General features: G+C 57.7%; 20 protein-coding genes and 1 riboswitch. Of the genes, 9 read left to right on the top strand and 11 right to left on the bottom strand.

Translation table 11 applies throughout. The features are described 5' to 3' along the window. Positions 1 to 599: 599 nt before the first annotated feature. Complete coding sequence (gene uvrB / locus HF679_RS11050) at positions 600 to 2,621, top strand: excinuclease ABC subunit UvrB (RefSeq protein WP_123756040.1); 2,022 nt, start codon at positions 600 to 602, stop codon at positions 2,619 to 2,621. Positions 2,622 to 2,839: 218 nt separating this feature from the next. Here uvrB and pmrB read toward each other — a convergent pair whose 3' ends face one another. From pmrB to yvcK, 4 genes are all read right to left on the bottom strand, one after another. Beyond that, complete coding sequence (gene pmrB, locus HF679_RS11045; RefSeq protein WP_154143438.1) at positions 2,840 to 3,949, bottom strand: two-component system sensor histidine kinase PmrB; 1,110 nt, start codon at positions 3,947 to 3,949, stop codon at positions 2,840 to 2,842. A gap of 4 nt (positions 3,950 to 3,953) precedes the next feature. Next, complete coding sequence (pmrA, locus tag HF679_RS11040; protein WP_123756042.1) at positions 3,954 to 4,625, bottom strand: two-component system response regulator PmrA; 672 nt, start codon at positions 4,623 to 4,625, stop codon at positions 3,954 to 3,956. Further along, positions 4,622 to 6,268 carry a phosphoethanolamine transferase EptA gene (eptA, locus tag HF679_RS11035; RefSeq protein WP_187042975.1) on the bottom strand — a complete coding sequence of 549 codons (1,647 nt, stop codon included), beginning with the start codon at positions 6,266 to 6,268 and terminating at the stop codon, positions 4,622 to 4,624. The genes pmrA and eptA overlap by 4 nt, the downstream gene beginning before the upstream one ends. Before the next feature lie 113 nt (positions 6,269 to 6,381). Continuing rightward, on the bottom strand, positions 6,382 to 7,287 hold the full coding sequence (gene yvcK / locus HF679_RS11030; protein ID WP_154143435.1) for a uridine diphosphate-N-acetylglucosamine-binding protein YvcK: 906 nt from the start codon (positions 7,285 to 7,287) through the stop codon (positions 6,382 to 6,384). Positions 7,288 to 7,497: 210 nt separating this feature from the next. Next, positions 7,498 to 7,636: riboswitch (molybdenum cofactor riboswitch) on the top strand. Between yvcK and moaA the strand changes: the two genes are divergently transcribed. From moaA to HF679_RS11000, 6 genes are all read left to right on the top strand, one after another. Beyond that, entirely contained in the window at positions 7,624 to 8,613 is a 990-nt protein-coding gene (gene moaA / locus HF679_RS11025) for a GTP 3',8-cyclase MoaA (RefSeq protein WP_123756045.1), read from the top strand. Its footprint overlaps the riboswitch before it by 13 nt. Before the next feature lie 147 nt (positions 8,614 to 8,760). Next, on the top strand, positions 8,761 to 9,273 hold the full coding sequence (moaB, locus tag HF679_RS11020) for a molybdenum cofactor biosynthesis protein B (protein ID WP_187042974.1): 513 nt from the start codon (positions 8,761 to 8,763) through the stop codon (positions 9,271 to 9,273). A gap of 3 nt (positions 9,274 to 9,276) precedes the next feature. Further along, positions 9,277 to 9,765 (top strand): cyclic pyranopterin monophosphate synthase MoaC, encoded by a 489-nt coding sequence (moaC, locus tag HF679_RS11015; RefSeq protein WP_123756047.1) that lies wholly within the window; start codon positions 9,277 to 9,279, stop codon positions 9,763 to 9,765. Further along, entirely contained in the window at positions 9,758 to 10,006 is a 249-nt protein-coding gene (gene moaD / locus HF679_RS11010; protein ID WP_123756048.1) for a molybdopterin synthase sulfur carrier subunit, read from the top strand. Before moaC ends, moaD begins: the two co-directional genes overlap by 8 nt. A gap of 1 nt (position 10,007) precedes the next feature. Beyond that, positions 10,008 to 10,460, top strand: a complete 453-nt coding sequence (gene moaE / locus HF679_RS11005) for a molybdopterin synthase catalytic subunit MoaE (RefSeq protein WP_123756049.1) — start codon at positions 10,008 to 10,010, stop codon at positions 10,458 to 10,460. Positions 10,461 to 10,505: 45 nt separating this feature from the next. Continuing rightward, a complete protein-coding gene (locus HF679_RS11000; protein WP_123756050.1) occupies positions 10,506 to 11,210 on the top strand; it encodes a Bax inhibitor-1 family protein in 705 nt (234 codons plus the stop codon). Between the two features lie 77 nt (positions 11,211 to 11,287). On the opposite strand, the gene clsB is transcribed toward HF679_RS11000, so the two are convergent. Then, a complete protein-coding gene (clsB, locus tag HF679_RS10995) occupies positions 11,288 to 12,526 on the bottom strand; it encodes a cardiolipin synthase ClsB (RefSeq protein WP_123756051.1) in 1,239 nt (412 codons plus the stop codon). After that, complete coding sequence (locus HF679_RS10990; RefSeq protein ID WP_123756052.1) at positions 12,523 to 13,284, bottom strand: endonuclease/exonuclease/phosphatase family protein; 762 nt, start codon at positions 13,282 to 13,284, stop codon at positions 12,523 to 12,525. Before HF679_RS10990 ends, clsB begins: the two co-directional genes overlap by 4 nt. Positions 13,285 to 13,415: 131 nt before the next feature. Here HF679_RS10990 and HF679_RS10985 point away from each other — a divergent pair, with 131 nt between their 5' ends. Then, positions 13,416 to 13,853, top strand: coding sequence for a YbhQ family protein (locus HF679_RS10985; RefSeq protein ID WP_123756053.1), 438 nt, complete (start codon positions 13,416 to 13,418; stop codon positions 13,851 to 13,853). Between the two features lie 47 nt (positions 13,854 to 13,900). On the opposite strand, the gene HF679_RS10980 is transcribed toward HF679_RS10985, so the two are convergent. The 5 genes from HF679_RS10980 to cecR are packed head-to-tail and all read right to left on the bottom strand — an operon-like array spanning position 13,901 to position 19,580. After that, complete coding sequence (locus HF679_RS10980; protein WP_154143434.1) at positions 13,901 to 15,007, bottom strand: ABC transporter permease; 1,107 nt, start codon at positions 15,005 to 15,007, stop codon at positions 13,901 to 13,903. Between the two features lie 48 nt (positions 15,008 to 15,055). After that, positions 15,056 to 16,189 carry an ABC transporter permease gene (locus HF679_RS10975; protein ID WP_174508437.1) on the bottom strand — a complete coding sequence of 378 codons (1,134 nt, stop codon included), beginning with the start codon at positions 16,187 to 16,189 and terminating at the stop codon, positions 15,056 to 15,058. Beyond that, positions 16,179 to 17,918 carry an ATP-binding cassette domain-containing protein gene (locus HF679_RS10970; RefSeq protein WP_123756056.1) on the bottom strand — a complete coding sequence of 580 codons (1,740 nt, stop codon included), beginning with the start codon at positions 17,916 to 17,918 and terminating at the stop codon, positions 16,179 to 16,181. The genes HF679_RS10975 and HF679_RS10970 overlap by 11 nt, the downstream gene beginning before the upstream one ends. After that, positions 17,911 to 18,906, bottom strand: coding sequence for a secretion protein HlyD (hlyD, locus tag HF679_RS10965; RefSeq protein WP_123756057.1), 996 nt, complete (start codon positions 18,904 to 18,906; stop codon positions 17,911 to 17,913). The genes HF679_RS10970 and hlyD overlap by 8 nt, the downstream gene beginning before the upstream one ends. Next, positions 18,903 to 19,580 carry a transcriptional regulator CecR gene (cecR, locus tag HF679_RS10960; protein WP_123756058.1) on the bottom strand — a complete coding sequence of 226 codons (678 nt, stop codon included), beginning with the start codon at positions 19,578 to 19,580 and terminating at the stop codon, positions 18,903 to 18,905. The genes hlyD and cecR overlap by 4 nt, the downstream gene beginning before the upstream one ends. 284 nt (positions 19,581 to 19,864) lie before the next feature. Between cecR and rhlE the strand changes: the two genes are divergently transcribed. Next, positions 19,865 to 21,259 (top strand): ATP-dependent RNA helicase RhlE, encoded by a 1,395-nt coding sequence (gene rhlE / locus HF679_RS10955; protein WP_187042973.1) that lies wholly within the window; start codon positions 19,865 to 19,867, stop codon positions 21,257 to 21,259. Positions 21,260 to 21,266: the final 7 nt, after the last annotated feature.

The raw sequence follows: 21,266 nt of genomic DNA, 5'->3' as shown, positions 1-21,266 counted from the left end.
ACTTTCCCGGTGCTAAAGCGCATGAAAAATGGTGCAGAAAGCAACAAAAAGGCAGGCCTCTTTAGCTGATAAATATCAAAAATAATTCGATAATTTTTTTTAGGCGCTGGTTTTTGACGGTCGGTCGATTTCGGCGGGGTGGCAGTGGTCAAGGCCTGCAGACACTTATCCACTATTCCTGTGGATAACCTTGTGTATTAGAGTTAGAGAACTTGCGGTAAGCTAGAGATTACGCGGCCTGCGGCTGAATTGGCGCGAAACCCATCTTTTGTTTAATATCATTAAAAATCAATTGGTTGAATAAAAGCAATGGCTGTAAGGAAAGTGTCACCTGCTGCCATAAAAGATTCATTACCTTGCTTGACAAATGTTAAATGATAAATTTTTCTGGGGATAACCCTACTGTCTGGCGGATTATTCTGCAAGATGGTCAGCTTTCACCCCAAAATGAGTCACCTTCCCGCCACGGTGAGCATAAACAATAATGTGATACTGTTTTTATGTACAGTATTATTTATTGGCAAAAGCTGGCGTGAAGGGTAGAATTAAACACCTGCCGCATACCACCAGGCGTCCCATCCTTCTTCAGGGCCAGATATATGAGTAAAACGTTCACGCTGCATTCCCCATTCCGTCCCTCTGGTGACCAGCCGGAAGCCATCCGGCGTCTGGAAGAGGGGCTGGAAGATGGCCTGGCGCATCAAACCCTGCTGGGGGTGACCGGGTCGGGTAAGACCTTCACCATCGCTAACGTTATTGCCGATCTCCAGCGCCCGACCATGGTGCTGGCGCCGAACAAAACCCTGGCAGCGCAGCTGTACGGTGAAATGAAAGAGTTCTTCCCGGAAAACGCGGTGGAGTATTTCGTCTCCTACTACGACTATTATCAGCCTGAAGCCTACGTGCCGAGCTCCGACACCTTCATTGAGAAAGACGCATCGGTGAACGAACACATCGAGCAGATGCGTCTCTCGGCGACCAAGGCGCTGCTTGAGCGGCGCGATGTCGTGGTGGTGGCGTCGGTGTCGGCCATTTACGGTCTGGGCGATCCTGATCTCTACCTGAAGATGATGCTGCACCTGACCACCGGGATGCTCATCGACCAGCGGGCGATTTTGCGTCGCCTGGCAGAGCTGCAGTACACCCGCAACGATCAGGCCTTCCAGCGCGGTACCTTCCGGGTGCGTGGCGAGGTGATTGACGTCTTCCCGGCGGAATCAGACGACGTTGCGTTGCGGATCGAACTGTTTGACGAAGAGGTCGAGCGACTGTCGCTGTTCGACCCGCTGACCGGCCAGGTTGAATCCACCATCCCGCGCTTTACCATCTACCCGAAAACGCACTACGTTACGCCGCGTGAGCGCATTGTGCAGGCGATGGAAGAGATCAAAGTCGAGCTGGCGGAAAGGCGCAAAGTGCTGCTGGACAACAATAAGCTGCTGGAAGAGCAGCGGCTGTCGCAGCGCACGCAGTTTGACCTCGAGATGATGAACGAGCTAGGGTACTGCTCCGGCATCGAAAACTACTCGCGCTATCTCTCCGGGCGTGGTCCGGGCGAGCCACCGCCAACGCTGTTCGATTACCTGCCGGCGGACGGTTTGCTGGTTATCGATGAATCCCACGTCACCATCCCGCAAATTGGCGGCATGTATCGTGGGGACCGGGCGCGTAAAGAGACCCTCGTGGAGTACGGCTTCCGACTGCCTTCCGCGCTGGATAACCGCCCGATGAAATTTGAAGAGTTTGAGGCGCTGGCGCCGCAGACTATCTATGTGTCGGCAACGCCTGGGCCGTACGAGCTGGAAAAATCCGGCGATGAAGTGGTCGATCAGGTGGTACGTCCGACCGGGTTGCTGGATCCCATTATTGAAGTGCGTCCGGTGGCCACCCAGGTCGATGACCTGCTGTCAGAAATTCGTACCCGCGTGGTCATCAATGAACGTGTGCTGGTGACCACCCTGACCAAACGCATGGCGGAAGACCTGACGGAGTATCTCGAAGAGCACGGCGAGCGCGTGCGCTACCTGCACTCGGATATCGACACCGTGGAGCGCATGGAAATCATCCGCGACCTGCGGCTGGGCGAGTTTGATGTGCTGGTGGGGATTAACCTGCTGCGTGAAGGGCTGGATATGCCGGAAGTCTCACTGGTGGCGATCCTCGATGCCGACAAAGAAGGTTTCCTGCGTTCCGAGCGCTCGCTGATTCAGACCATTGGCCGTGCGGCGCGTAATATCAACGGTAAAGCGATTCTGTATGGCGACAAGATCACCGCCTCGATGGCGAAAGCTATCAGCGAGACGGAGCGTCGTCGTGAGAAGCAGCAGCGCTATAACGAAGAGCACGGTATTACCCCGCAGGGGCTGAATAAAAAAGTGGTCGATATTCTGGCGCTGGGCAGCAACATCGCCAAAACCAAAGCCAAAGGGCGCGGCAAATCACGTTCGCCGGTGGAGGCAGATACCCCGGAAGTGGTGCTGACGCCGAAAGCGCTCCAGCAGAAAATTCACGAGCTGGAAGGGCTGATGATGCAGCACGCGCAGAACCTCGAGTTCGAAGAGGCGGCGCAGATTCGCGACCAGCTGCATCAGCTGCGCGAGCTGTTTATTGCCGCTTCGTAACCTGGATTGCGGAAATTACCGTGCCGGAGCGGCAGTACAGCGTGACGGCGCGCTGATTTTTTATCTTTCGTCCGCATTTAATCGTTGGCTTAATGTCAGCTTAATCTTGCCAGGCGACACTATCCCCATTCTGATGAGGATAGTGTCATGCAAAAATTAAACATCCGTGAGTATCTGGCCGTGACCTGCGCGTTTATCGTGGTGGTCGCCTTTTTCCATCAGTGGGTTTTGACCTTCTGACGCGACAGCGCGGGAAACTGGATCCAGCCCCGTACGCCAGGGCCCGGCTGGCGGTTATGTAAAAAGAACTGGGCATCGTGCAGCTGGACGATGCGCGTCACAATACTTAACCCCAGGCCAATCCCGCCATAGCGGCTGTCCATGCGGACAAACGCTTTGCTCAGCTCACCGCTTTTCGCTTCATCAATCCCCGGCCCCTGATCTTCCACCGCAATAACCGGCGTGGCGCCTGCCTGAATTGAGATTTTGACCACCGATTGTATCGGGCTGTAGCGATGGGCGTTTTCCACCAGGTTACGCAGTGCCACCCGCAGCAACGTCGCGTCACCGGAGACAATCACATCCTCACAACCACTTTCAGACAGGCAGACAACCTCCAGCGTTTGCTGGCGTTGTGCGAGCATGGTTTCCAGCTCGTCGCGCACCGGTTCGATCACATCTTCGCGCAGCGCGACACGCTGATAGCTACCGGCGGAAAACGACTGGCCGACACGGGCCAGCTGTAGCAGCTGCGAAATGCTGTTGGTCATCAGATCCAGACGCTGGATCAGCGGCGTCACCTCGACGTTGTGCGCCCTGGACATCAGCTCAAGGTGCAGGCGCAGACCGGCTAACGGCGTGCGTAGCTCATGGGCGACATCGGCGGTGAACAGCCGCTCGCGGTCGAGCGTCAGGTTCAGTCGGGACACCAGCTGATTGATGGCCGTCGTCACCGCCGTTACTTCCGGGACCGATTCCGTCAGGGTGATGGGCTGCAGGTTGTCCGGGGTGCGGCTTTCGAGCTCACTTTGCAGCGTCGACAGCGGACGGGTAATTTTTCTCACCGCCAGCATGCTGATGTACAGCGCCAGGCCGACGATCAGCAGGCTGGGGATCAGTAAGCTGGCAACCGCCTCCCGCACTTCGTGCTCGACGTGCTTCTGATTGTTATGTCCTTCGATGGCGCTCGCCACCAGCAGCTGGATCTGCTCTTTGCTTTCATGCCACAGCCAGAAGACGCTGATCAGCTGGCACACGACCAGAATGGCGCCAATGGTCAGCAGCAGGCGATGACGCATCGTCCAGTTTTCACTTGCGAACAGTGCCATGGCGTTATTCCGTCTCTGATTGATTCACCAGCATATAGCCAAATCCCCGGACCGTGCGAATACGGGCCTTGCCGACTTTATCGCGCAGGTTATGGATATGCACTTCCAGCGTGTTGGTGGCCGGCTCGTTGTCCCAGCTGTAGATATCGTTGTAGAGAATTTCGCGGTGCACCGGGCTACCCGCTTTCATCATCAGGCGTGAGAGCAGGGCGTACTCTTTCGGCGTCAGGTCCAGCGCATTGTCGCCCAGCCAGACCTGGCGACGGGTGATATTCAGCCGCAGATCGCCGACGGACATCTCATTGTCGCCCTGGTTATTATGGCGGCGGAGCAGGGCGCGGATGCGGGCATTCAGCTCTTCCAGGGCGAAGGGTTTCACCAGATAATCATCCGCCCCGGTATCAAGACCGCTAATCCGATCGTCGACGGTGTCGCGGGCGGTGAGGATCAGCACCGGCTGAGTGAATTTTTCCCGGCGCATGCGCGCCAGGAAGTGCAGGCCGTCTTCATCCGGCAGGCCCAGGTCCAGCACGATCAAGCTGTAGTGGTTGCTGGCGAGAGACAGCGCGGCCTCATGGGCGGTGGCGACGCCATCACAGACGTACCCCTCGCTTTGCATCGCCAGAATCAATCCCTGTAACAGGAGTGCGTCGTCTTCAATGACTAAGATTTTCATCTACCGGCCTCGCTTCTGCATGGCGTTAAAATATCGTCAGCTGCCCGGTACTCGTGGGTATTGACCCCCAGTAAACCGAGCAGGGTGGAGAACAGATTATCCTGAGAATAAGGCTCCGTTTTGGCTTTCTGCTGCAGACACTGGCTGGAGACGCCATAGCGCTGCTGGTAATCCGCTGACAGCCAGATCAGCATCGGCACATGTTTTTGCGTCTCCGGGGCGATGGACCACGGCAGTCCGTGTAAATAGACCCCATCTTCGCCGAGCGACTCACCGTGGTCGGAGAGATACACCAGGCTGGTGGTGAATTTATCCTGCTTTGACTGCAATAATTTGATGGCTTTATCCACCACATAATCGACATATAAGATCGTGTTGTCGTAAGTATTGGTCAACTGCTGCTGAGTACAACTCTGGATTTCGTTGGTTTCGCAGGTTGGGGTAAATTTCTTGAATTCAGCAGGATAGCGATTGTAGTACGTCGGGCCATGGCTGCCGATAGTGTGCAGCACGATAATGCCATCCTGTTGCAAATTATCGATGTAGCTTTCCAGATTATGGAACAGCACCTCATCGTAACATTCGCCATCGATGCACTGCCCGGTCAGGTTCAGGTCGGTGACATTCTGATGCGGTACGCGGTCGCAGGCACCCTTACAGCCGCCGTCATTGTCGTTCCACAGCACCTGAACGCCGGCGCGTTGCAGGATATCCAGTACGCCTTCCTGATGGTGCGCCAGTTCTTCATCATAATGGGCGCGCGGCATATTGGAGAACATGCAGGGCACCGACACCGCGGTGGCGGTTCCGCATGAGGTGGTATTGGTGAAGTAGGCCACATCGTCTTGTTTCAGGCGCGGGTTGGTTTCGCGATCGTAGCCGCCGAGGGAGAAGTTCTGCGCCCGGGAGGTTTCGCCGAGCACCAGAATGGTTAAATTCTTGCGCGGTCCGTGACGCATTTCCGCTTTCTGGGTCGCATCTTCGCCAATTTTCACCAGCGGCAAATTGTCCATTTTGTTGTGGAAATACCACGAGTTAATCGCCACGATGCTGTTCGACGGGCTCAGTGATTTCACTAACTCTTTGTTGTTGCGAAAGACCGAGGCGTAATCTTTATAAAACAGCGCCGCGACCACCAGAATCAGCAGCGCAGAGACGGCGATGTTCAGCAGGCGCATCAGGATCCCACGCCACGCGGTCTTCGGCTTCGCCACTTTTACCCACCAGGCCAGCGCAACCATCAGAACGCCGGACAGCCCCAGCGTCAGAACCATCCTGCCGGACATCAGGGCAAAGCTTTCCGCCGGGGTGGTATCCAGAATGTTGGTGATCATGGCGCGATCGATAATCACCCCGAAGGTCCAGATAAAATACTGAGCCGAGGCGCTGAGCAGAATGAACAGGCTGATAACCAGCCGGTCGAGCTTAAGGAAAGAGGCCAGCGTGGTAAGGATATTCATCACGCTGAACGCGACCACCGGCATGCTGAGGAACACCAGCCAGTTATGCAGGCTGTTGACCGGCAGCAGCGTGAAGACCTGGCGATAGAACGCGAGGTTCAGCAGCAGCCCGATATACAGCGCAAAGAGAATCAGATAAAGCGTACGGCTCATGACCGGCCGACGTAACGGGAGTAGCGACATGGCAACAATCCTGGGACTAAGATAGTGGCCATGGTGACAGCGTTAATTTAAGACAACCTTAAGATTTTAAGATAACGGCGGCGGTTCTGCCGTCGCCGTTACGTCGTCATGCCTTAGCCGATGGCCTGAATGGCTTCCTCCAGCGCGCTACGCAGGCGCGCCCGGTCATGGCGATAGGGAACATCAACCGCGTCCAGTCGCGTCTGCACGATGGTGCGGTTTTCAAGACCGCTGATATCGGTATTCTGCCCGACGATCAGCGCATCGATCACCTGCTTGCCGATATAGTGCTCCATAATCCCGACGCGATCCGCCAGGGTCAAACTGGCGGCCGGGCTGTGCTCTTTGCCTAGGTTGTCGATAAACACCATCGCCGCGGGGGTGCGGCGCAGGGCCTGGGCCATCTCATCCAGCAGAAGAATAGGCAGCAGGCTGGTGTAGAAACTGCCCGGCCCAATCAGGATTAAATCAGCTTGCGCAATGGCCTGCACCGCTTCACGGGTGGTGGGCACCGGCGGGGAGAGCATCAGCTCTCGCGGGACGCAGGGCAGCTGGTCAATATTGACCTCGCCGTAAACTTCATGGCCTTCATGGTCAATGGCCATCAAATCCACCGGTTGTTCCGACATCGGGATCAAAAAGGCGTCTACTTTCAGCAGATTTCTGATCAAATTGATGGCCTCTAAAGGCCGCACGCTCAGGTGGTCGAGCGCCTTTAACATCAGGTTTCCGAGGTTATGACCAGAAAGTTCACCATTACCGGCAAAACGATACTCAAACATCGCCGACGCGATGCTGGGTTCGGCGATCAACTGGTTAATGCAGTTGCGCATATCCCCCCAGGCAATACCGCCCTCGGAGCGACGAATACGACCCGTCGAACCGCCGTTATCGGTGGTCGTGACAATACCGGTCAGGCGTGAACCGAGCGAGGAGAGCGACGACATCACCCGGCCCAGACCGTGCCCGCCGCCCAGTGCCACCACGCGATCGAGATCGGCGAACGTACGAGTACGCATAGAGATTCCTTAATAGCGATTAAACGGGCTCACAGTAACCGATCTACCCCTAAAAGACGATGGGCGGATCCTGACAAACTGACCGATATCAATGCAAAAGCCTGGTTTTTGGCTATTCTGTAACGAAAATGCACGATCGTATCGATATATACATAATTATATAACGAAATGGAAAATGGCGAAACCGTCGTATCCGCGCTACTATCGGCATTAACCTGTTAACACTCTAGCCCCTGTACCTGTGTCGCAAGATATGGTGCTTTGGCCGTGACGGCTCCGTCTGTCACCAGGGCGTGGAAAGAAATGACCGCGTCTCCCGTATTTGGAAAGGTGTATATGGCTTCCCAGCTTACCGACGCGTTTGCGCGTAAGTTTTATTACTTGCGCCTGTCAATTACCGACGTGTGTAACTTTCGTTGCACCTACTGCCTGCCGGATGGCTACAAGCCCGGCGCGGTCACCAATAAAGGCTTTCTCAGCGTAGACGAAGTGCGTCGCGTGACGCGTGCCTTTTCGGCTCTCGGCACCGAGAAAGTGCGCCTGACCGGCGGCGAACCGTCGTTACGTCGTGATTTCGCCGACATTATTGCCGCCGTACGTGAAAACAGCGCCATTCGCCAGATTGCGGTCACCACCAACGGCTACCGCCTGGCCCGTGACGTGCAGCAGTGGCGTGATGCCGGGCTGACGGCGATTAACGTCAGCGTCGATAGCCTCGATGCGCGTCAGTTCCATGCCATTACCGGGCAGGATAAATTTCAGCAGGTGATGGACGGTATCGACGCCGCCTTCGCCGCCGGTTTCGAAAAAGTGAAGGTCAATACCGTGCTGATGCGCGATGTGAACCATCATCAGCTCGACACCTTCCTGGCGTGGATCCAACCGCGCCGCATCCAGCTGCGCTTTATTGAACTGATGGAAACCGGCGAGGGCAGCGACCTGTTTCGCCGTCACCATATCTCCGGCATGGTCCTGCGCGATGAGCTGCTGCGCCGCGGCTGGATCCACCAGATTAGCCAGCGCAGCGATGGCCCGGCGCAGGTCTTCTGCCACCCGGACTACGCCGGTGAAATTGGCCTCATCATGCCGTACGAGAAAGATTTCTGCGCCACCTGCAACCGGCTTCGCGTCTCTTCGGTGGGTAAACTGCATCTGTGTCTGTTTGGCGACGGTGGCGTGGATTTACGCGATCTGCTTGCCGAAGACCAGCAGCAGGCGGCGCTGGAAACACGCATTTCTGAAGCCTTAACCCATAAAAAACAAACCCATTTCCTGCATCAGGGCAACACCGGTATTACGCAAAACCTGTCGTATATTGGCGGATAATTGATTCTATACCCTAAATAATTCGAGTTGCAGGAAGGCGGCGACGCAGGGAATCCCCAGGAGCTTACTCAGGTAAGTGACTGGGGTGAACGAGGAAAGCCAACGCTCATGCAACTTGAAGTATGACGGGAATAAAGGAGCAAACAGATGAGTCAGACCAGCGCTGAGTTTACCCCGACCCGCATTGCTATTCTCACCGTATCCAGCTGCCGTGGCGAAGAGGACGACACCTCTGGCCACTGGCTGCGTGACGCGGCGCAGGAGGCGGGCCACCACATCGCCGATAAGGCCATCGTGAAAGAGAACCGCTACGCCATTCGCGCCCAGGTGTCGGCGTGGATCGCCAGCGATGACGTCCAGGTGGTGCTGATTAACGGCGGGACCGGTTTTACCGATGGCGATCAGGCGCCGGAAGCGCTCCGGCCGCTGTTCGATCGCGAAGTGGAAGGGTTTGGCGAAGTATTCCGCATGCTCTCCTTTGAGGAGATTGGCACCTCGACCCTGCAATCCCGGGCCATTGCCGGGGTGGCGAACCGGACCCTGATTTTTGCTATGCCGGGTTCAACCAAAGCCTGTCGTACCGCGTGGGACAACATCATTGCCCCGCAGCTGGATGCGCGCACGCGCCCGTGCAACTTTATCTCTCATCTTAAGAAATAAGCTATGTCACAACTGACGCATATTAACGCCGCTGGCGAAGCGCACATGGTGGACGTCTCCGCCAAAGCGGAAACCGTACGTGAAGCCCGGGCTGAAGCCTGGGTCGAAATGCAGCCGGCGACGCTGGCGATGATTATCGACGGCAGCCACCACAAAGGCGATGTTTTCGCCACCGCCCGTATTGCCGGTATTCAGGCCGCCAAACGGACCTGGGAGCTGATCCCGCTGTGCCATCCGCTGATGCTGAGCAAGGTTGAAGTCAACCTGCAGGCGCTGCCGGAACAGAACCGGGTGCGCATCGAGACGCTGTGCCGCCTGACCGGGAAAACCGGGGTTGAGATGGAGGCGCTGACCGCGGCCTCCGTTGCGGCGCTGACGATTTACGATATGTGCAAAGCGGTGCAAAAAGATATGGTCATTGGCCCGGTGCGCCTGCTGGCGAAAAGCGGCGGCAAATCCGGTGATTTCAAGGCGGACGAGACCCATGATTAAGGTTCTGTTTTTTGCTCAGGTGCGCGAACTGGTCGGTACCGATGCGCTGACGCTTGAGGCGGACGCGCCACTGACGGTGGAGGCTATTCGCCAACAGCTCGCCAGCCAGGGCGATCGCTGGGCGCTGGCGCTGGAAGCGGGCAAGCTGCTGGCGGCGGTCAATCAGACGTTGACCAACTTTGACCATCCGGTGGCTCCCGGTGACGAAGTCGCATTCTTCCCACCGGTCACAGGGGGTTAAGATGACGCAGACCCGCATTGTCGTCAGCCCAGCACGCTTTTGCGTGGGTGACGAATACCCGTGGCTGGCCGAGCGCGATGAAGACGGCGCGGTGGTGACCTTTACCGGCAAAGTGCGTAACCACAATCTTGGCGATAGCGTGAAGGCGCTGACCCTCGAGCACTATCCGGGGATGACGGAAAAGTCGCTGGCGGAGATCGTCGAACTGGCGCGGGAGCGCTGGTCGCTGGGCCGGGTGACGGTGATTCACCGCATCGGCGAAATGTGGCCGGGCGAAGAAATTGTGTTTGTCGGCGTGACCAGCGCCCACCGCAGCAGCGCCTTTGAGGCCGGGGAGTTCATTATGGACTACCTGAAAACCCGGGCGCCGTTCTGGAAGCGTGAAGCGACGCCGGAAGGCGAACGTTGGGTGGATGCCCGCGATAGCGATCGTCAGGCGGCAGAGCGCTGGTAGTGTGATACGCTTAATCAGAGATACCGTGTTAATCAGGAGATAGTCATGGACAGATTCCCACGTTCAGATTCCATCGTTCAGGTGCGAAGCGGCCTGCAAACCTATATGGCTCAGGTTTACGGCTGGATGACGGTCGGCCTGCTGCTGACCGCCTTTATTGCCTGGTTTGCCGCCAATACCCCGGCGGTGAGAATGTTTATTTTCTCCAGCCAACTGGTCATTATCGGGTTGGTTATTGCCCAGCTGGCGCTGGTCTTCGTGCTCTCCGGGATGGTACAGCGGCTGAGTGCTGGGGTAATGACCACGCTGTTTATGCTCTATTCGGCGTTGACCGGGCTGACGCTATCCAGCATTTTTCTGGTCTACACCTACTCGTCGATTGCCAGCACCTTTGTGATCAGCGGCGGGATGTTTGGCATCATGAGCCTGTACGGCTATACCACCAAACGCGATCTCAGCGGCTTCGGCAACATGCTGTTTATGGGCTTGATTGGTATTGTTCTGGCGTCACTGGTTAACTTCTGGCTGAAGAGTGAAGCTTTGATGTGGGTGATTACCTATATCGGGGTGATTGTCTTTGTCGGCCTGACCGCCTATGACACCCAGAAGCTGAAAAACATCGGCGAGCAGATCGATACCCGCGACGGTTCAACGCTGCGCAAATACGCCATACTCGGCGCCCTGACGCTGTATCTGGACTTTATCAACCTGTTCCTGATGCTGTTGCGTATTTTCGGCAACCGCCGTTAAGAAACCCCATCACCATTATCAGCCCCGGGACGCATTGCGTTACCGGGGCGATATCTCCTGCACGCCGTTGCCTGCAATTACACTTCCTGATTTTGTGCGTCCAGCCGATCCTGAGTTTCAATTTCCGGCTGAACCGGCGGGTTGACCCGCGCCAGCTGCGGCGTATGGGCTGGCAGCCAGCCGACCCAGGCCGGGAAGTGACGTAAAAAGTGGAAGGCAATCACGCTCTGACCCAGATTCCACCAGCTGCGGGTGGGCAGCATCGATTTATCCACCTGCTTGCAGTCCTGGGCGATAAGCCCGTCAAGATTGTCGCGCAGGGTCTGATTGAACTCGCGATCGTGGATAATCAGGTTCGCTTCGAGATTTAACGACAGGCTCAGCGGGTCGAGATTGCTGGAGCCGACGGTGGCCCAGTGATCGTCCGCGAGGGCCACTTTGCCGTGCAGCGGGCGGCGGCGGTACTCAAATATCTGCACGCCCCCTTTGACCAGATAGCGATACAGCAGGCGGGCGCCGACTTTAACAATGGGAATATCCGGCTCGCCCTGCACAATCAGCTTCACCCGCACGCCGCGGCGGGCGGCATTGCGCATCGCATGCAGCAGCCGGTAGCCGGGGAAAAAGTAGGCATTGGCGATGATCACTTCCCGGCGGGCGCTGGTCAGCATCTTCAGATAATGCCGTTCAATATCATCGCGATGTTCATGATTATCCCGCCAGACAAACAGCGCCTGGGCCTCACCGGGGCTGCGGTTAACTTCCGGCGGGTGTCGGCGGCGCAGCCAGCGGCGGCGGGTTGAGGCGTTGTCAGGCAGGTTTTCCAGCTCAAACTGCAGAATATCCAGAACCACTGGCCCTTCGACCTGCACGGCGTAATCTTGTTTTGCTTCCGGGCCATAATCGGTCATGTGTTCGGCGGAGTAGTTAATGCCCCCGACAAAGGCCGTCGTTTCATCAATCACCACGATTTTGCGATGCATGCGGCGAAACAGATTGGTGCGCATGCCGAGCAGCCGCGGGCGCGGATCGTAGTAGCGAAATATCACGCCGGCGGCGCTCAGTTCATCGACGAAACTGGCGCTTAGGTCGGGTGAGCCGTAGCCGTCGAGCAGCACTTCCACCTGGATCCCGCGCCGGGCGGCCTGCAGCAGCGCCGCGTGGAGCTGCCAGCCGACATCATCTTCAAACCAGATAAAGGTTTCGAGGATCACTTTGCGCTGCGCGCGGGCAATGGCGGCGAACAGGGCCGGATAGTAGTTATCGCCATTCTCCAGTAAACGGATGCGGTTTCCTTCCTGCCAACGGCATTTCATAGCTGAATCTCCACGCTCAGCGGAGCATGATCCGACAGGCGACGCCAGGGATGACGCGCCAGGGCGGTTGGTTGGCTGGCGCGGGTATTTTTCACGTAGATCCGATCCAGGCGCAGCAGCGGAAACCCGGCCGGGAAGGTTCTCGCCGGGCGACCGCGGGCGCGGGTGAAGATCTCCTCCAGCCCGGCCTGGGCCTTCAGCGGGTGGTTAGCCTGCTGGCGCCAGTCGTTAAAGTCTCCGGCCACCACTACCGGTTCTGCGGCGGGCAGGCGATTAACCCGCCCGGCGAGCATCGCCAGCTGGGCGCGGCGCTGCCGGGCGCTCAGGCCCAGGTGCACGCACAGCAGGTGCAGCGCCACGGTGCTTTCCGGTACCACGATCCGGCAGTACAGCAGGCCGCGCTTTTCGCTGTCGCCCACGGAAATATCGATATTTTCATGATATTCGATGGGAAAGCGGGAGAGGACAGCGTTGCCGTGGTGCCCTTGCGGGTAGACCGCATTGCGCCCGTAGGCGTAGTCGCTCCACAGCGAGTCGGCCAGGAATTCATAATGGGGATCGTCCGGCCAGTTATCGACATTCTGCGGGTGAACGGTATGCTCCCCGGTAACTTCCTGCAGACACACGATGTCGGCGCTGACGCTTCTGACGGCGTCACGCAGCTCCGGCAGCATGAAGCGTCGGTTAAACGTCGTGAACCCTTTATGAATGTTAAGGGTCAGTACATTGAACGACCATCCGTGCGATTTCTCGACCATATTTCTCCAGTCAATGTCACTTTCCTGAATGAAATAGTGTAGTAGGTGTCACAAAAAGATGCGGTGTTACGGAATTTTCCGTAAAGTGCGGTACTCTGAGCTATAGATAAAGATCCTTCAGGAGAGAAGCCATGAAGTGGCAACAACGTGTACGCGTCGCAACTGGACTCAGTTGCTGGCAGATTATGTTGCATCTACTGGTCGTGGCAGTACTGGTGATGGGTTGGATGAGTGGCGTGCTGGTGCACGTCGGATTAGGGCTGTGCGTGCTGTATGGCGTCACGTTACTGTCGATGCTGTTTTTACAGCGTCACCATGATTCACGCTGGCGTGACGTCGGTGACTTCCTTGAGGAGCTCACCACCACCTGGTACTTTGGCGTGGCGGTGATCGTGCTGTGGCTGCTGTCCCGCGTGCTGCATAACAATCTGCTGCTGGCCGTGGCTGGCCTGGCGATTCTGGCAGGTCCGGCGGTGGTATCCCTGCTGGCGAAAGATAAAAGTCGTTACCCTAAAGCCTTCGGACTGCATCAGGGTAGCAACGCCGTGAATCCGCATAAACACAGATAACCTGTGGCTGAGACAGCCTGAACGATGACGGGGAGCCCCTCAAGCGTTCAGGCTATCTTCCGGCGAAACATCGCATACGCCGCCGACCCGGTGGTGGCGGCAATCACCAGCAACGGCCACAAACTTCCCCACACAATATCCAGACTCGCATCCTTCAGATATATCTGCTTGGTAATATCGGTAAAGTGACGAATCGGGTTTATCCAGGTCACGTCCTGCAGCCACTGCGGCATATTCTCCACCGGCGAAACGTAACCGGAGAGCAAAATCGCCGGCATCATAAAGACGAAGACGCCGATAAAGGCCTGCTGCTGCGTTGAGCACAGGGATGAAATCAGCAGCCCGAAGCCCACCAGCGACAGCCCGTAAACCACCATCGTAAAGTAGAACAGCATCAGCGACCCGGCGAAGGGGATTTGATAGGCCCAGATGCCAATCGCCAGCACGATGGTGGCCTGCAGCGTAGCGACGATCAGCGCCGGTACCGCTTTACCGACGAAAATTTGCCAGGTGGCCAGCGGCGACACCAGCAGCTGATCGAGGGTACCTTGCTCGCGCTCGCGGGCGACCGACAGCGACGTGACGATCATCACCCCGATGGTGGTGATCATGGCGATCAGCGACGGCACCACGAACCACTTGTAGTCGAGGTTCGGGTTGTACCAGTTGCGGACGATCAGCTCGCTGTTGTTTGGTTTCGCTTTCCCTTCCAGCAACTCCTGCTGGTAGTTTTTGACGATCTGCTGCAGATAGTTAGCGGCGATCTGCGCGCTGTTCGAGTTGCGCCCGTCGAGCAGCAGCTGGAGCGGTGCGGTCTGGTTGGTGTCGAGGTCGCGTGAGAAATCCGCCGGGAAGCGGATCAGCAATAACGCTTTTTGCTCATCGATGGTCGGGCGGATCTCCTGCGGGCTTTTCAGCAGCAGCACGTGGGTGAATGCCTTGGCCCGGGCGAAACGCTGGGTCAGCTCCACCGCATGACGACCGTTGTCTTCGTTGTAGATGGCAATGGTGGCGTTGGTGACTTCCAGGGTGGCGGCGAAGGGAAACAGCAGCACCTGAAGCAGGACCGGCATAATCAAAATCGCCCGCGTCTGCGGCTCGCGCAGTAGCGATTGCAGTTCTTTGCGGATTAAGGTCCATAGGCGATGGAACATAGTCAGTCTCCCTGTAAACGGCCTGTTATTTCAGGTTGGCGCGTCATGTTAATCCAGGCGTCGTTTGGTCTTCAGCCACGTCAGGCCGATAAACATTACCGCCGAAGCAATTAAAAACAGCGTGTTCACCAGCAGCACCACCGGAATATTGCCCGCCAGAAACAGACTTTGCAGGGTGCTGACAAAATAGCGTGCCGGGATCACGTAGGTCACCGCGCGGATCACCGCCGGCATACTGTCGATCTGGAAAATAAACCCCGAGAGCATAATCGACGGCAGAAAGGCGGCGTTGAGCGCCACCTGCGCGGCGTTAAACTGGTTGCGGGTGATGGTCGAAATCAACAAGCCCATTCCCAACGTGCTGAGTAAAAACAGGCTGGTTATCAAAAACAGGATCACCAGCGAACCGCGAAACGGCACGCCGAGAATAAAGACCGCCACCAGCATGCACAGCAGCATCGCCAGCATGCCAAGGAAATAGTAGGGGATCAGCTTACATAGCAGCAGTTCGGCGCGGGTGATCTCGGTCGACAGCAGCGCCTCCATGGTGCCGCGCTCCCATTCGCGCGCCACCACCAGCGAGGTCAGAATCGCGCCGACCACCGTCATAATGATGGTAATCGCCCCGGGAATAATAAAGTGCTGGCTGATGGCAGCCGGGTTGAACCAGTAGCGCATCTGGACATCAATCAGCGGTTCAAAGGTTTCACCGCGATCCTCTGCCCGCTGCTGCTGCCAGATTTGCCAGATGCCCTCGATGTAGCCCTGAGCAAAGTTGGCGGTATTGGGCTCGCTGCCATCGGTAATCAACTGAATCGGAGCATCGTCGCCGGGGCGCGCCATCTTCTGGTCGAAATCGACCGGGATAACCACCAGGCCGCGAATTTTCCCCGCCTGCATCAGCTGAATGAGCTGCTGACGATTGTCGCTGACCGTGGCGTCAATATAGGGCGAGCCGGTCATGGTGTGCACGAAATCCAGCGCCTCTTCGCTGCGCTGCTCCAGCAGAACGCCGACTTTCAGCTTGCTGGAGTCGAGGTTAATACCGTAGCCAAAAATAAACAGCAGCAGCAGGGGGATGACCACTGCAATCAGCCAGCTGCTGGGGTCGCGAATAATCTGTCGCGTCTCTTTGACACACAGGGCGCGGACGCGTCGCCATGACAGGATCTTAGCGCTCACGAGCATGCTCCTTATCCCAATCGTGAATCAGGGTGATAAACGCCTGTTCCATGGTGGGATCGGGCTGTTCATCGTTCGCCGCCAGCGCCTTCAGGGCATCCGGCGTGCCGCTGGCGATCAGTTTGCCGTGGTACACCAGGCCAATGCGATCGCAATACTCGGCCTCGTCCATAAAGTGGGTGGTGACCATCACCGTGACCCCTTTATCCACCATGCTATTAATATGCAGCCAGAATTCACGGCGGGTGATGGGGTCAACGCCGGATGTCGGCTCATCGAGAAACAGAATATCCGGCTCATGCATCAGCGAGCAGGCCAGCGCCAGACGTTGCTTATAACCGAGCGGCAGCTCATCGGCGGCATGGCTGGCGATGCTTTGCAGCCCAAAGGCGTCGCTCATGCGGGCGATTTTCTCGTTCTGCGCCCGGCCTCGCAGGCCGTACACGCCGGAGAAGAAACGCAGGTTTTGCTCCACGGTCAGGTTGCCGTACAGCGAAAACTTCTGCGCCATATAGCCCAGGTGCTGGCGCGCCTTGCCGGAGCCGACTTTCAGATCCATCCCCAGCACCAGCGCCTTGCCGGAGGTCGGAACCAGCAGGCCGCACATCATCTTGAAGGTGGTGGATTTTCCGGCGCCGTTGGGGCCGAGCAGGCCGAAAATTTCCCCGCGCTTGACGCTGAAATCGACGTGGTCGGTGGCGGCAAAGTCGCCAAATTTTTTGGTCAGGCTTTGGGCTTCGATGACCGTCTCATCATGGTTGCCCTCGACGCGGTGGATTATCTCCCCCAGCGGCGATTCGGCGGTGGCGGCGCCGCCCAGCAGATCGATAAAGGCATCTTCAAAGCGCGGGATGGTTTCGGCTATTTCCAGCGCCGGCATCTGGCTGTTGTGCTGTACTTCGTCAATGGTGGCCTCTTTTTTGAGGATCAGCCGTACCGATTTCCCCTGAATAACGCCATCGCTGATCTGCGGCAGCTTCAGCGCGCGCTGCAGCAGGCGACGGTTGTTCTCTTCGCGACTGGAAACGAGGAAGCTGCGCCCGGCCATGGTCTGGGTCAAGGCTTTCGGCTCGCCCTGGTACAGTAGCTGGCCTTCGTTCATCAGCAGCACGTCGCGGCACTGCTCCGCTTCATCAAGGTAGGAGGTGCTCCAGAGGATCAGCATCCCGTCCCCCGCCAGTTCGTGCACCATTTGCCACAGCTCGCGGCGAGAGATTGGGTCAACGCCGACGCCGGGTTCATCGAGCAGCAGCACCTTCGGCTCGCCCACCAGGGTACAGGCGAGGCCCAGTTTCTGCTTCATGCCGCCGGACAGTTTCCCCGCCAGCCGGTCGGTAAAGGGGCCGAGGGAGGTAAACTCCAGCAGCCGGGCGAAGGTCTGTTTGCGCGCCTCGCCGGTGACGCTGCGCAGATCGGCATACAGCGTGAGGTTTTCCATTACCGTCAGGTCTTCATACAGGCCGAATTTCTGCGGCATGTAGCCGAGTATCGCGTGCAGCGCGCTGTCGTCGGCAATCGGATCGAAACCGAGCACCCTGGCGCTGCCGCCGTCGGCCTTCAACAGGCCAGCCAGCATGCGCATCAGGGTGGTTTTCCCCGCGCCGTCAGGGCCTACCAGCCCGGTCACGTAGCCGGCGTGAATGGTGCAGTTAAGCGGCGCCACGGCGGGGCGGTCCATGCCGGCAAAACGACGGGTCAGCCCGCTGAGGGTGATAACATCCTCATTCATGTCCGTTCCCGTTGCTGAAGGTGATGGTAACCGGCATCCCCTGGCGCAGCGAATCATCGGCATCGGCCACGATAATACGCAGACGATAGACGAGGTCGGTACGTAAATCCGGCGTCTCTACGGTCTTCGGCGTAAATTCAGCCGTCGGTGAGACGAAGCCAATTTTGCCGTGCCAGGGCTGGTTCGGGCGGCTATCGGTGTACAGCAGCACTTCACGTCCGGGCGTCGCCTGGCCGAGATTTTTTTCATCGATGTAGGCGCGAACCCACACCGGATGGGTTAACGACAGCGTCATGACCGTCCCGCCGGCGCTGAGCATGCTGCCCGGCTCGACGGCGCGGGTCATCAGCATGCCATCGGACGGGGCGACGAGCGTGGTGTCGTGCAGATCGAGCTTCGCCTGCGCTAAGGCCGCCTGCGCCTGCTCAAGGCTGGCTTTGGCCTGGGCAATTTCCTGCGGGCGGTTACCGGCGCGATACTGACGCAGTTTGTCCTGAGCAGACTTCAGCGTCGCCTGCGCCTGGTCGCGGGAGGAGCGTGCGTTTTCAAGATCGTTCACCGAGATAGCGCTGCTCTGGCGCAACCCCAACTGGCGCTGATAGAAGTTTTGCGCGTAGTCATAGGCGGCCTGCGCCTGTTTAACCGCGGCGGCGGCCTGGGCTATCTCTTCCGCCCGGTAGCCCGCCATCATCAGGTCGTATTGCGCCTGGGCGGTGGAGACATTGGCCTGCGCCTGCTGTAAGGCGTTTTCATAGGGGGCGCGATCCAACTGGCCCAGCGTCTGCCCGGCCTGAATCTTATCGCCCTCATCAACGTCCAGCGACGCCAGCCGTCCGCCAACGCGGAAGCTCATGTTGACGGTCCGAATATCGACGTTGCCATACAGGGTCAGCTCCCGATGCTGACTGCTTTGATACCACCACCAGCCGCCGCCGCATGCGGCGATCAGCAGCAAAACTAACAACACGATAACGACGGGTTTTTTCATGATCCCAGACTCCTTTGCGATAACCCTTGCAGAACAAAATCAATGTGGCAGGCGACAACCTGGTAAATTTGCTCAGTTTTTTCTTCGTCGAACTGCGCCCATCCGGTGCGCAGCAAAATGGTTTCCCGCCCGAGACGGAACGCGAGAATTTCCCCCAGCAGCGCGTGGGTGTGGAGGATCATTTGTGTGTCATCGGCGTCCAGACCGGTAAACGCGGCGATTAAACGGGTCAGGTAGCGGTGAAGCGGGGCGATCACCTGGCTGTGGATCAGCTGATAGGCCGGGGTCGGCGAGAGCTGCTCGCGAGAGATGAATTTGCTGAGATTCACCGTGTCGTCCTGGGTCAGCAGTAAAATCATGTTCTGGCAGGCACGCAGGATCAGCCCGCGAATGGCGGCCTTATCCGGTGACGGGGTATTCAGCAGCGCTTCTGCCGCATCGGCATGAGGGTGAAAATTATGGCTGATGAAATCGGCAATCCACTGCGCGCAGGCGAGATACAGGTCATCTTTCGAGCCGAAATAGTAGGGGATCGCGGCGATATTTTGCCCGGCCTGCGCGGCAATATCGCGGGTGGTTGCATGCTGACCGTATTCACCAAACTGGGCGATCGCGGCGGCAATCAACTGGCTTTTGGCTTGTTCGCCTTTGGTGGTTGCAGGTGTCGTATTCATCGCGGCGTTAAAGAATTAATCAATCGATTGATTAAGAATATATCCGGTTCGCGGAACTGTCCAGAATGGTGAATACTCTCTGTGACGTTCTGTGACATCCGACGTTGCCGGGCAGGGGGACGAGGATTATCCGGCGGAAAAACCCCGAGGGGATATTTTATGCGCTACGTCACAAAACCTGCTAGACTGCGCCCCTTCATGGCATTGTGGTTTTTGCCATCTCTTATTGCAATAATCTCCCCGAAAACTACGCCTGTCATGGGCCGGGGCGGTTTGGAGTTGTTATGTCTTTTGATTCCCTTGGCCTGAACCCTGATATCCTGCGCGCCGTCGCTGAACAAGGTTACCTTGAGCCAACCCCAATTCAGCAGCAGGCGATCCCTGCGGTGTTGCAGGGTCGCGATCTGATGGCCAGCGCCCAGACCGGCACCGGCAAAACGGCGGGCTTTACGCTGCCGCTGCTGCAGCATCTGATCCAGAAAGAGCCGCATGCCAAAGGCCGTCGCCCGGTGCGTGCGCTGATCCTCACGCCAACCCGTGAGCTGGCGGCCCAGATCGGCGAAAACGTTCGCGATTACAGCAAGTACCTGAATATCCGTTCGCTGGTGGTCTTCGGCGGCGTGAGCATTAACCCGCAGATGATGAAACTGCGCAGCGGCGTGGATGTGCTGGTGGCGACCCCTGGGCGCCTGCTGGATCTTGAACATCAGAATGCTGTCAGCCTTGATAAGGTTGAGGTGCTGGTACTGGACGAAGCCGACCGCATGCTGGACATGGGCTTTATCCACGATATCCGTCGCGTGCTGGCGAAGCTGCCGGCTAAACGACAGAACCTGCTGTTCTCCGCGACCTTCTCTGACGACATTAAAGCCCTGGCGGAAAAGCTGCTGCATAACCCGCTGGAGATCGAAGTCGCTCGCCGCAACACCGCTTCCGAGCAGGTGACGCAGCACGTGCATTTCGTTGATAAGAAGCGCAAGCGGGAACTGCTGTCACAGATGATCGGCGAAGGTAACTGGCAGCAGGTGCTGGTCTTTACCCGTACCAAGCACGGTGCCAACCATCTGGCAGAGCAGCTGAATAAAGACGGCATTCGCAGCGCGGCCATTCATGGTAATAAAAGCCAGGGCGCCCGTACTCGTGCCTTAGCCGACTTTAAATCCGGCAGCATTCGCGTGCTGGTGGCCACCGATATCGCCGCGCGCGGTCTGGATATCGAAGAGCTGCCGCACGTAGTGAACTACGAGCTGCCGAACGTACCGGAAGATTATGTTCACCGTATCGGTCGTACCGGTCGTGCTGCTGCCACCGGCGAAGCGCTGTCGCTGGTCTGCGTCGACGAGCATAAGCTGCTGCACGACATCGAACGTCTGCTGAAAAAAGAGATCCCACGTATCGCGGTTGCAGGTTATGCGCCGGACCCGTCGATCAAAGCCGAGCCGATTCAAAACGGTCGCCAGCAACGTGGCGGCGGCGGTGGTCGTGGTCAGAGCCAGGGTCGCGGCGGTCAGGGGCAGGGGCGTAACGCTCAGGGCCGCAGCCAGCAGTCTGCTCCACGTCGTCAGGAAGGCGATGCGCCGAAAGCCGGAGCCAGACCTTCCCGTCGTATCGGTGATGCGAAACCGACCGGCGAACAGCAGCGTCGCCGTCGTCCGCGTAAACCCGCAGCGGCTGAATAACGGTATC

Source organism: Enterobacter sp. JUb54, from assembly GCF_014298075.1.
GTDB lineage: Bacteria > Pseudomonadota > Gammaproteobacteria > Enterobacterales > Enterobacteriaceae > Klebsiella > Klebsiella lignicola.
The sequence above is the reverse complement of the archived record's forward strand: the minus strand, read 5'-3'. Positions and strand labels throughout refer to the sequence as shown.

Excerpts from the sequence above, each read along its gene's own strand:
- yvcK (WP_154143435.1), bottom strand. The coding sequence starts at position 7,287 with ATGCGTACTCGTACGTTCGCCGATCTCGATCGCGTGGTGGCACTGGGC.
- HF679_RS10980 (WP_154143434.1), bottom strand. The coding sequence starts at position 15,007 with ATGTTCCATCGCCTATGGACCTTAATCCGCAAAGAACTGCAATCGCTA.
- HF679_RS11000 (WP_123756050.1), top strand. The coding sequence starts at position 10,506 with ATGGACAGATTCCCACGTTCAGATTCCATCGTTCAGGTGCGAAGCGGC.
- moaA (WP_123756045.1), top strand. The coding sequence starts at position 7,624 with ATGGCTTCCCAGCTTACCGACGCGTTTGCGCGTAAGTTTTATTACTTG.
- clsB (WP_123756051.1), bottom strand. The coding sequence starts at position 12,526 with ATGAAATGCCGTTGGCAGGAAGGAAACCGCATCCGTTTACTGGAGAAT.
- moaD (WP_123756048.1), top strand. The coding sequence starts at position 9,758 with ATGATTAAGGTTCTGTTTTTTGCTCAGGTGCGCGAACTGGTCGGTACC.
- pmrA (WP_123756042.1), bottom strand. The coding sequence starts at position 4,625 with ATGAAAATCTTAGTCATTGAAGACGACGCACTCCTGTTACAGGGATTG.
- moaC (WP_123756047.1), top strand. The coding sequence starts at position 9,277 with ATGTCACAACTGACGCATATTAACGCCGCTGGCGAAGCGCACATGGTG.
- eptA (WP_187042975.1), bottom strand. The coding sequence starts at position 6,268 with ATGTCGCTACTCCCGTTACGTCGGCCGGTCATGAGCCGTACGCTTTAT.
- rhlE (WP_187042973.1), top strand. The coding sequence starts at position 19,865 with ATGTCTTTTGATTCCCTTGGCCTGAACCCTGATATCCTGCGCGCCGTC.
- moaE (WP_123756049.1), top strand. The coding sequence starts at position 10,008 with ATGACGCAGACCCGCATTGTCGTCAGCCCAGCACGCTTTTGCGTGGGT.
- HF679_RS10990 (WP_123756052.1), bottom strand. The coding sequence starts at position 13,284 with ATGGTCGAGAAATCGCACGGATGGTCGTTCAATGTACTGACCCTTAAC.
- uvrB (WP_123756040.1), top strand. The coding sequence starts at position 600 with ATGAGTAAAACGTTCACGCTGCATTCCCCATTCCGTCCCTCTGGTGAC.
- HF679_RS10970 (WP_123756056.1), bottom strand. The coding sequence starts at position 17,918 with ATGAATGAGGATGTTATCACCCTCAGCGGGCTGACCCGTCGTTTTGCC.
- cecR (WP_123756058.1), bottom strand. The coding sequence starts at position 19,580 with ATGAATACGACACCTGCAACCACCAAAGGCGAACAAGCCAAAAGCCAG.
- moaB (WP_187042974.1), top strand. The coding sequence starts at position 8,761 with ATGAGTCAGACCAGCGCTGAGTTTACCCCGACCCGCATTGCTATTCTC.
- pmrB (WP_154143438.1), bottom strand. The coding sequence starts at position 3,949 with ATGGCACTGTTCGCAAGTGAAAACTGGACGATGCGTCATCGCCTGCTG.
- HF679_RS10985 (WP_123756053.1), top strand. The coding sequence starts at position 13,416 with ATGAAGTGGCAACAACGTGTACGCGTCGCAACTGGACTCAGTTGCTGG.
- hlyD (WP_123756057.1), bottom strand. The coding sequence starts at position 18,906 with ATGAAAAAACCCGTCGTTATCGTGTTGTTAGTTTTGCTGCTGATCGCC.